Raw genomic sequence first — 8,169 nt, 5'->3', positions numbered from 1 at the left:
GACGTCGCGAACTTGACGTTCGACTACCACGCGGTGGCACCGGGCATCGCCACCGTCCTGCTCGATCACGGCGCCGGCGGCAAGCGGGTCGTCATGGAGGCGTATTGTCCGGCAGGCCCAACCGGGTGCCGGATCTTCCTGGTCTCCGGCACGGCGGAGGGTTACCAGGCGTTCGATCCGGCTGCGACGCTAGCCACCGAGATGCAGATACTGCACGAGGACTTGCCGACCTTGAACGCCCTGGACCCGCTCGAGGTGCCGTTGGAGCGCGAGCAGTACGAGCTGTCGGTCGAGGCCGACCGCTATACGCTCGCGACGCGTCGCGCCTTCGTCGAGTTCATGCGTGACGCGGCTCGGCCGGCTATGGGGTCGTCGACCTCAGACGAACCCAGCGAGTCGGTCACGTCCGCCGCAGGTGAAAGACCCGGCTAGCAGGGGGCGCGGATTGGGCGTCAGCATTGCCGACACGGGCTCGCTGGAGCGGAATCATGGCCCACGAAGGGGATTGTGCCAATCGCCAAGGAGTGCCACTACGCACGCCGTGGTTCTTTGACGAGTCGCAGTCCACTACCGGAAGGCGGGCCCCATGGACGTTGACAGACGCTCCCTACTCGTTGGAACACTGCTGATGGCAGGTATTGCCGGCTGCGGATCTAAGGGGACCAGGCCCGCAACCAACTCCTTCACCGGCACGCACCGCGATCCTCCCGATCCCAACGAGACGTTCGTCCTACCGTACGACAAGATTGCGTTCGAGGCGTGGGGCGATTTGCCTGCCCGGAGCGGCGAAATGGCCGCGCTCTACGGTGATCTCAACAAGGCCGGGCCTTACCTGGTCGCGATGAGATGGAATCCCGGTTGGTTCAGCGCACCTCATACGTATGCAACCGATCGGGTCTGCGTCGTTGTGTCCGGCACCTGGTGGGTCAACAGCGGCAATGACTTCGAGCCGGACGATGCGGTGCCCGTAGGGCCTGGCGGATATGTCAAACGCACCGCCCGCACCCCGCATTACGACGGCGTCGTACCGAGCCAATCTGATCCCGCGGTCATCGCCATCTTTGGTCTCGGCCCTGTCGACCTGCAGTTGGTCGATCCGAAAAAGCCTTCATGGCACCAGGTTTGATCGAGCGCGGACGGTCCAAGTACGGAACCAAGGCCCGTGCAACGCGGCCGGGTGGTCCCGTTTAGGCCACGCCTGGCGCCAACCGATCTTGGGTGGATCGCAGGGCCACGTCGAGCTCATCGAACGTGAGCCCTTCCGTTCGGCCGAGGTGGATCTCGATCTGGTCGTAGCGACGCAAGTAGGCCGACGAGCCCGCCCCGCCCCAGTTCGGCAAGCACGTCGACGTCGCGATGCCGCATTTCCTGGCCAGTTCGGCCGAGGTGTGGCTGTTGGTCGAATCCGCCAGTGCCTCAACCACGTCCATCGCTCGGGGGGTCGGTGGTATTTCGACGTTGACTTGACCACGATCACCTCCCTACCATGCCTTCGAATACTAGATAGCTGCATCCTAATAATAGGAGGACGATGACGATCAAGGTGGGTGTCTGGGGACCGGGGTCCATGGGTGTCATCGCACTGCGCGCGGTGATCGACCACCCCGAGCTGGAACTGGTCGACCTCGTCGTGCACAGCGAGGCCAAGGATGGCCGCGACGCCGGCGAATTGTGCGGGGTCGATCGGGTGGGTGTACTCGCCAGCCGCAATCCGGACGATCTGCTCAACGGCGACGCCGATGTGGTGATCTACGCAGCCGCGGGCAACCTTCGCGTGCACGAGGCGTTCGACGACATGGTGCGGATCCTGCGGGCGGGCAAGAATGTGGTGTCCTGCTCGGTGGTCCCGCTCGTCTATCCCGACGCCGTCGACGTGGCCTTCACCGGTCCGCTGGGGGACGCCGCACTGGCCGGCGGCAGCTCGTTCTTCACGACCGGCATCGACACCGGCTTCGCGAACGACGTGCTGCCGCTGGCATTGTCAGGAATCTCCCGCAACATCGACACTGTTCGCGTTACCGAGATGTTCAACTACGCGACCTACCCCGATCACGGGGCCGTCTACGAGATCCTGGGATTCGGCAAGCCCCCGGAGTTCGCCGCCCTGGCCGCGGCGCCCGGCGTCTTCACCTACGGCTGGGGACCCGTCCTGCACCAGTTGGCCGCCGGGCTCGGTGTCCGCATCGACAACCTCGCCGAGGACAACGAGCGCGTCCCCACTGACGAAGGGTTCGACACCCCGACCGGTCACATACCGGCCGGGACGATCGCCGCGATGCGCTCGACACTCACCGGATACGTCGACGGCAAGCCGACATTCGTCGTCGATCACGTCACGCGCATGCGCGACGACATCGCGCCGCAGTGGCCGCAGCCCAGCATTGCCATCGCTCCGCTGGACCTCGGCTATGGCGGCGCCTCCGGCCGTGGCGCCTATCGGGTCGAGATCGAGGGATCGCCGAGTATCCGATGCGAACTGGAACTGGCCGAGAACCACGACCACGATCTGGGAGCCCGCGTGGCCGGTGCATCCCGGATGGTGAACGCGATCCCGGCGGTATTCGCCGCCGCACCCGGACTCCTTTCGGCGCTGGATCTCCCGCTGATCACCGGCACCGGTCTGGTCAAGCCGGCGCCCGGGCCCTCACCGGACAGCCGGGTGGTCGGCATTCGCTAAAACGATCAGTTCCGTCGCAGCTGTCGGCAGCCCAACATTGCAGCTGGCCACCACAAGGGTTGGGTGCCAGCGTGAACGACATCCGCCACGGGTGACGGGACAGTGGAAGCCATGCACACGGTCACATCACAAACATCAAATGGCGTCGTCACCGACGACGGGAACACGAAGGCCGATAGCGGCCCGCGGGCACGAGTCAAGTACGTCGTCGAGGCGATCGGAACGTTGTTTCTGGTATTCACGGTCGGCGCCGCCGTCGGAAGCCGCAGCCCGCTTGCTCCCCTGGCGATCGGCGCCGTCCTGATGGTCATGGTCTACGCCGGCGGCCACCTCTCTGGCGGACACTACAACCCTGCGGTTACCTTGGCGGCCCTGGTGCGGCGCCGGATCACGCTACGGGATGCCGCCGGATACTGGCTCGCGCAGTTCGGTGCCGGTCTGCTCGCCGCGGTGCTGGTGCGAACAGTCATCGACCCAGCCCAGGCCGCCAAGACAGCGACACTGACTCTGACGGGCGCCAGCGTGCTTGCCGCGTTCGTGGTGGAGGTGCTGTTCACGTTCGCGCTGTGCTATGTGGTGCTCAACGTCGCCACCAGCAAGGATCACCCGGACAATTCGTTTTACGGCCTGGCGATCGGGTTCACCGTGGTGGCGGGCGCAGTCGCAGTCGGAGCGATCTCCGGTGGCGCCTTCAACCCGGCGGTGACGCTCGGCGCGGCCGTGATGGGAATGTTCGCCTGGCCGACGCTGTGGATCTACCTGGTGGCGCAGGTCGTCGCCGGCGCCGGCGCCGGTGCCGTCTTCCTCGCCCTCAATCCCAACGACCGATGAGCCACCAGCTCAATGCCTGACAGCACGTGTCGCTGAAGCGCTCTCGTCGTCGCTCCTGTGCTACTGATGTCAGAGTGTTTCGAGGCATTCCAGAACGGCCTGAACACGTTGGGGGTCAAGGTGTTCGAGGCGTTGAGTGAGGACTAGTCGGATGCGGGCGGCGATTGCTGCAGTGGTGCGGGCACCCTTCTTGGTCAGGTCGACCCGCGACCGGCGGGAGTCGTCGCGATCGATCCGCCGCCCGATCAAGCCGGCCTTGGTGAGCTTGGTCAATGTGCGACTGACGACGGCGGGGTTGAGACCGAGGTCGCCGACCAGCCCGCCGGCCGTGTCGACACCGAGCTCGATGGTGCGCAGCGTGAGGAAGTCGACGAGGTCTTCACTGGAGGCATGGCCATGAGCAGTCCGGGGCCCGCACGGGTCGACCTCCACCATCACATCTTCCCGAGCGGAAAGCTGGCTGAGTTCGTACAACGCGGCCTCATCGCGGACTCCGGTTGGCGCTTTCCCGGCGGCACCCCACGCTGGACACCGGAAACCAGCCTGGAGTTCATGGACGGTCTCGGGATTCAGACCGCCGTGCTGTCTCTGCCGAGCGATCTCGAGCACAACCTGCCCGCCAAGGACCGTCGGGCCTTCGCCCGCGAGGTCAACACCGTCGCCCGCCAGACAGTCGACGACCATCCCGGCCGGTTCGGGTTCTTCGCGCATCTGCCCACCCTTACCGACGTCGACGCCGCACTCGACGAACTCACCTATGCCCTCGACGAGCTGGACGCCGACGGCATCACCCTGACGAACGTCTACGGCACCGGGGAACAGGCACGGTCGTTGGGCGACGACATCTTCGAGCCGTTGTGGGCCGAACTCGATCGGCGCCATGCGCTGGTATTCCTGCATGGCGAGCAGACACCGGGACGCAACCGGATGCCGAATCGGTTTCTGCCCACACCCATAAGCGAGGTACCGAACGAAACCTACAAGGCTGCAGCGGATCTCGTCACAAGCGGCCGGAAACGACAGTATCCGAACGCACGGATCATCCTTTCGCATTCCGGCGGGAGCACACCCTTCCTCGCCGCGCGGGTCGCGGTGCTCTCCCATTACCTCGGCTGTGAGCTCAGTCCTGAGGAGATCATCGCCGACTTCCGCACCTTCTACTTCGAGACGGCGTTGTCGGGTTTCGAGACGAACCTCGTCGCACTGGAGAACTTCGTCCCGCCCGAGCAGATCCTGTTCGGCACCGACTTCCCCGCCGTCAGTCCAGATATGGCCGGCTGGTACACGACGAACGTCGACGCCTACTTCTCGGACCGGCCCGAAGTATTCGCGCAGGTAATGCACGGCAACGCGCACACACTGCTACCCAGACTGGCCGTGAACACCGCTGCGTGAGCCACCCGGGCCCCGAACGACGAAAGGATCGCCATGACACTGATCGCCCTAGAAGAACACCTGCTCCCCGCCGACCTCATCAGCGAGGTGCGGCCAAACCCGACCGCGCCCGACGCGCTCACCGCGAAACTGGTGGAAGTTGGCGAGCAGCGGCTGCGGGTGATGGACGACGCGGGCATCGACATGCAGGTCCTGTCGGTCGCGGCGCCGGGAACACAGCAGGTCCCCGCCGAGCACGCCGCCGAACTCAGTCGGGCGATCAACGACCGCTGCGCCGAAGTTGTTGCGGCGCACCCTGCCCGGTTCAACGCATTGGCGACGCTGCCCACCCAGGATCCGGATGCCGCGATCGTGGAAGCCAAGAGGACGATCACCGAGCTCGGGTTCTGCGGCGTGGTCATCAACGGGCACACCCAGGGGCGGTTCGTGGACGACCCCGAGTTCGGTGATCTACTGGCGGCTGTCGAGGAACTCGACGTACCGATCTATCTGCATCCCACCTACCCACCGCAGCAGGTCGCCGACGTGTACTTCGGTGGTCTACCCGGACCGACCGGCGCAGCCCTGTCCACCGCAGCCTGGGGCTGGCACGCCGAAACCGGTCTGCACGTACTGCGACTCGCGGCCACCGGCGTCTTCGACCGACACCCCAAGCTGCAGATCGTCGTCGGACACATGGGCGAGAACCTGCCGTTCTCACTGATGCGAGCGGACTCCATCCTCGCCCGGGCGAACCCCGACAATCGATCGGTCGCGCAGGTTGTCCGCGAACACGTACACATCACCATCTGCGGCTACACCACCACCCCGCCGCTGCTGTGCGCCCTGCAGGTGTTCGGCGCCGACCGCATCATGTTCTCAAGCGACTACCCCTTCGGCGACCCGGTTCAACATGCACGGTTTCTGGCCGAAGCCCCGATCAGCCCCGCCGACCGGGACAAGATCGCTTACCGAAACGCCCAACACCTCTTCCGGCTCTGAGCGAGCCTGCAGACCGGACACTGATTGACAGGAGACCGTGATGAGTCCAGCCAAGATCGACCCGGAATCGGGATGTCGCATACCACTGCCCCGCCGCGAGGACCTCGACCCCCAAGGCCAGAAATCCTTTGACTTCTACACCTCGGGGACTCTGCGCGGGCTGCACGGACCCGCCGGTCTATGGCTGCACAGCCCACGGTTGGCTGAGCTGTACAAGCCACTCGGCAGTTACCTGAGGTCCGGCGCCGGACTCAGTGAACCCGTCCGCGAAGCATCCATCCTCGCCACCGCCCGCGAATTCAACAACGCGTTCGAGTGGGCGGCGCACGAGCCAGAAGCGCTACGTGTCGGCGTACCGCAGCAGATCATCCACGCCATCAAACTTCGACAGCCGACGACCGACATGGAGCCGCCGTTTGGCACGGTCGTCGAATTGATCCGTGAGGCATTTACCGCGGGATCAGTCAGCGCCGCAACGTATGACGCTGCCGTCGCTCTACTTGGAGTGCCCCAACTCATCGACCTGATGGCCCTTGTCGGAATGTATGCCGGCACCGCCGCGCTGCTGACAGTCTTCGATATGCAACTAGACCCCGGTGAGACGCATCTATTGCCGCCACTTCAGTAGTGTTCAGCTTTCAGTCACATCCGTGCCGGACCTCAGGTCCGGCGCGGACCGACGGTAAATATGAACTCAGTGAGCTCCTCCACGCCGCCGGTGACGACGTCACCGGGCTGCATAGGTCCTACGCCGGCGGGAGTTCCGCCGTAAATGAGATCGCCGGAGGCGAGGTCGACGGCGCGCGAGATGGCGCTGATGACTTCCGGAATGGACCAGATCAGGTCCCGTAGGTCGCCGCCTCCTCGGGATCAAGAAACGGCGAGGGCTTCCTTCTCCACGTCATAGTCCCGAACCCAGGAATGGTCGAGGCTCAAGGGCTTTGCGGAGTCGAAACGAAGTCCGTTCACCCGCGCGTTCTGTTGGATTCGAGCGGTGTGATCGCGCCGCAGCATCTGATAACGCATCAGTGCTGCTGGGGCGTCGGCGGCCGCAACGCCGCGTAGCAATATGGCCAACGCCAGGGCGTCCTCGATGGCCTGGTTGGCGCCCTGGCCCATGTGCGGCAACATGGGATGGGCCGCATCGCCGAGCAGGGTCAGCCGGCCGTGCGTCCACCGTGGGAGCGGCTCGCGGTCATACAGGCCCCATTTGAGCGTGGTCTCGACTCGCGATAGCAGGCGGCGAGCCTGCGGGGTCCAATCAGCGAACGTGGCGGCCAGAATTGCCGGATCGCCAGGTGCAGACCATGATTCGCGCATCTGCTCGTCGGCAGGGACGAATCCCACGAAGTTGATCAACTCACCGGCGCGCACCGGGTAGGCAATCAAGTGTTTGCCGTCGCCGCCCCACGTCACCAAGCCCTGGGGCCACTCGGGCAGCCGGGGCGCCGGGATCAGGCCGCGATAGGCCACGACACCGGAGAACACCGGGTCGGTGGGCTCCACGACGTAGCCTTGAAGCCCGGAATGGATTCCATCGGCGGCAATCACCACATCAGCACTCACGCTCACCCCGTTGTCGAAGCTCACCACCGCCGACCCGTCATCCTGAGTGAATTGCACGCAGCGACATCCGGTGTGCACGAACCCGGCCGGCAAGGCGGCGGCGAGCACCGCCACCAGATCGGCCCGGTGCAGCCCTAGCTGTCCGGCCCCGGCGTCGTACGTTTCATGTGAGACAACGATGCCGTCCTTGGTGAAGAGGTGAAACTCAGACAACCGCGCGCCACGTCGGCCGACCTGCTGGCCGAGGCCGAGCCGAGCTAGGACTGTTTGACTGTTGCGGTGAAGCGCGACTCCTGCGCCGACTTCGCCCAACTGACGCGCTTGCTCATACACCCGAACCTGAGCGCCCATCTGATGAAGCGCGATAGCTGCGGACAGTCCACCGATGCCGCCGCCGATGATCGCTACTCGTAGCTTCTTCATCACTGCCCCTCCCCATGACGGGAACTGCGAGCACCGACGAAACCGGCTGCCTCAGCGGGTTCGGCCAATAACGCATCCGGCTTCCGCCCCGGCAATGTGGGGACGACGGTGCCGGCGTTTTCCCTCTGCCGGACGACCAGCGCGAGTACCGCGCCGACGCCCGCGGTGGCGGCCGCCGCCGCCATCATCGTGGTGTGCAGACCGGTCATGAACGCGGTGTGGCTTGCCTGGGTGATCGCATACGACAGTTGGCTCGGGGCTCCCGGAATCCTCGGCGCGACACCCTGAGCCACCAG

11 protein-coding genes and 1 pseudogene are annotated in these 8,169 nt (G+C 65.1%); 7 read left to right on the top strand and 5 right to left on the bottom strand.

Annotation, left to right across the window (positions count from 1 at the left end):
* A partial coding sequence (locus tag QOI01_RS20745; RefSeq protein WP_526384246.1) for a hypothetical protein occupies positions 1–432 on the top strand: 432 nt, incomplete at its 5' end.
* Between the two features lie 196 nt (positions 433–628).
* Positions 629–1,126, top strand: a complete 498-nt coding sequence (locus QOI01_RS20740; protein WP_526384244.1) for a cupin domain-containing protein — start codon at positions 629–631, stop codon at positions 1,124–1,126.
* 61 nt (positions 1,127–1,187) lie between these two features.
* Here the strand turns inward: QOI01_RS20740 and QOI01_RS20735 are convergent, their stop codons facing one another.
* A complete protein-coding gene (locus tag QOI01_RS20735; RefSeq protein WP_526384242.1) occupies positions 1,188–1,430 on the bottom strand; it encodes a hypothetical protein in 243 nt (80 codons plus the stop codon).
* A 101-nt stretch (positions 1,431–1,531) separates the two neighbouring features.
* On the opposite strand from QOI01_RS20735, the gene QOI01_RS20730 reads away from it, so the two are divergent.
* A complete protein-coding gene (locus QOI01_RS20730; protein WP_526384240.1) occupies positions 1,532–2,677 on the top strand; it encodes an NAD(P)H-dependent amine dehydrogenase family protein in 1,146 nt (381 codons plus the stop codon).
* A 111-nt stretch (positions 2,678–2,788) separates the two neighbouring features.
* A complete protein-coding gene (locus QOI01_RS20725; RefSeq protein ID WP_526384238.1) occupies positions 2,789–3,508 on the top strand; it encodes an MIP/aquaporin family protein in 720 nt (239 codons plus the stop codon).
* A gap of 69 nt (positions 3,509–3,577) precedes the next feature.
* Here QOI01_RS20725 and QOI01_RS20720 read toward each other — a convergent pair whose 3' ends face one another.
* A complete protein-coding gene (locus tag QOI01_RS20720) occupies positions 3,578–3,940 on the bottom strand; it encodes a hypothetical protein (RefSeq protein ID WP_526384236.1) in 363 nt (120 codons plus the stop codon).
* Between QOI01_RS20720 and QOI01_RS20715 the strand changes: the two genes are divergently transcribed.
* The 3 genes from QOI01_RS20715 to QOI01_RS20705 are packed head-to-tail and all read left to right on the top strand — an operon-like array spanning position 3,905 to position 6,512.
* Entirely contained in the window at positions 3,905–4,903 is a 999-nt protein-coding gene (locus QOI01_RS20715) for an amidohydrolase family protein (protein ID WP_526384234.1), read from the top strand. The genes QOI01_RS20720 and QOI01_RS20715 overlap by 36 nt on opposite strands.
* A 33-nt stretch (positions 4,904–4,936) precedes the next feature.
* The gene (locus tag QOI01_RS20710; protein ID WP_526384232.1) at positions 4,937–5,884 is read left to right on the top strand and encodes an amidohydrolase family protein; all 948 of its coding nucleotides are present in this window, start codon (positions 4,937–4,939) and stop codon (positions 5,882–5,884) included.
* A 40-nt stretch (positions 5,885–5,924) separates the two neighbouring features.
* Entirely contained in the window at positions 5,925–6,512 is a 588-nt protein-coding gene (locus QOI01_RS20705) for a carboxymuconolactone decarboxylase family protein (protein WP_526384230.1), read from the top strand.
* A gap of 32 nt (positions 6,513–6,544) precedes the next feature.
* Here the strand turns inward: QOI01_RS20705 and QOI01_RS20700 are convergent, their stop codons facing one another.
* The 3 genes and pseudogenes from QOI01_RS20700 to QOI01_RS20690 form a co-directional block, all read right to left on the bottom strand.
* A complete protein-coding gene (locus tag QOI01_RS20700) occupies positions 6,545–6,727 on the bottom strand; it encodes a fumarylacetoacetate hydrolase family protein (RefSeq protein ID WP_526384248.1) in 183 nt (60 codons plus the stop codon).
* Positions 6,728–6,754: 27 nt separating this feature from the next.
* Entirely contained in the window at positions 6,755–7,873 is a 1,119-nt protein-coding gene (locus tag QOI01_RS20695) for an FAD-dependent oxidoreductase (protein ID WP_526384228.1), read from the bottom strand.
* Positions 7,873–8,169: pseudogene (locus tag QOI01_RS20690) on the bottom strand (hypothetical protein); the annotation flags it as partial. The gene QOI01_RS20695 and the pseudogene QOI01_RS20690, both read right to left, overlap by 1 nt.

This window comes from Mycobacterium sp., assembly GCF_032162605.1.
In the GTDB taxonomy this organism is placed as follows: domain Bacteria; phylum Actinomycetota; class Actinomycetes; order Mycobacteriales; family Mycobacteriaceae; genus Mycobacterium.
The sequence above is the reverse complement of the archived record's forward strand: the minus strand, read 5'-3'. Positions and strand labels throughout refer to the sequence as shown.

Excerpts from the sequence above, each read along its gene's own strand:
- QOI01_RS20740 (WP_526384244.1), top strand. The coding sequence starts at position 629 with ATGGCAGGTATTGCCGGCTGCGGATCTAAGGGGACCAGGCCCGCAACC.
- QOI01_RS20735 (WP_526384242.1), bottom strand. The coding sequence starts at position 1,430 with ATGGACGTGGTTGAGGCACTGGCGGATTCGACCAACAGCCACACCTCG.
- QOI01_RS20730 (WP_526384240.1), top strand. The coding sequence starts at position 1,532 with ATGACGATCAAGGTGGGTGTCTGGGGACCGGGGTCCATGGGTGTCATC.
- QOI01_RS20725 (WP_526384238.1), top strand. The coding sequence starts at position 2,789 with ATGCACACGGTCACATCACAAACATCAAATGGCGTCGTCACCGACGAC.
- QOI01_RS20715 (WP_526384234.1), top strand. The coding sequence starts at position 3,905 with ATGAGCAGTCCGGGGCCCGCACGGGTCGACCTCCACCATCACATCTTC.
- QOI01_RS20710 (WP_526384232.1), top strand. The coding sequence starts at position 4,937 with ATGACACTGATCGCCCTAGAAGAACACCTGCTCCCCGCCGACCTCATC.
- QOI01_RS20705 (WP_526384230.1), top strand. The coding sequence starts at position 5,925 with ATGAGTCCAGCCAAGATCGACCCGGAATCGGGATGTCGCATACCACTG.
- QOI01_RS20695 (WP_526384228.1), bottom strand. The coding sequence starts at position 7,873 with ATGAAGAAGCTACGAGTAGCGATCATCGGCGGCGGCATCGGTGGACTG.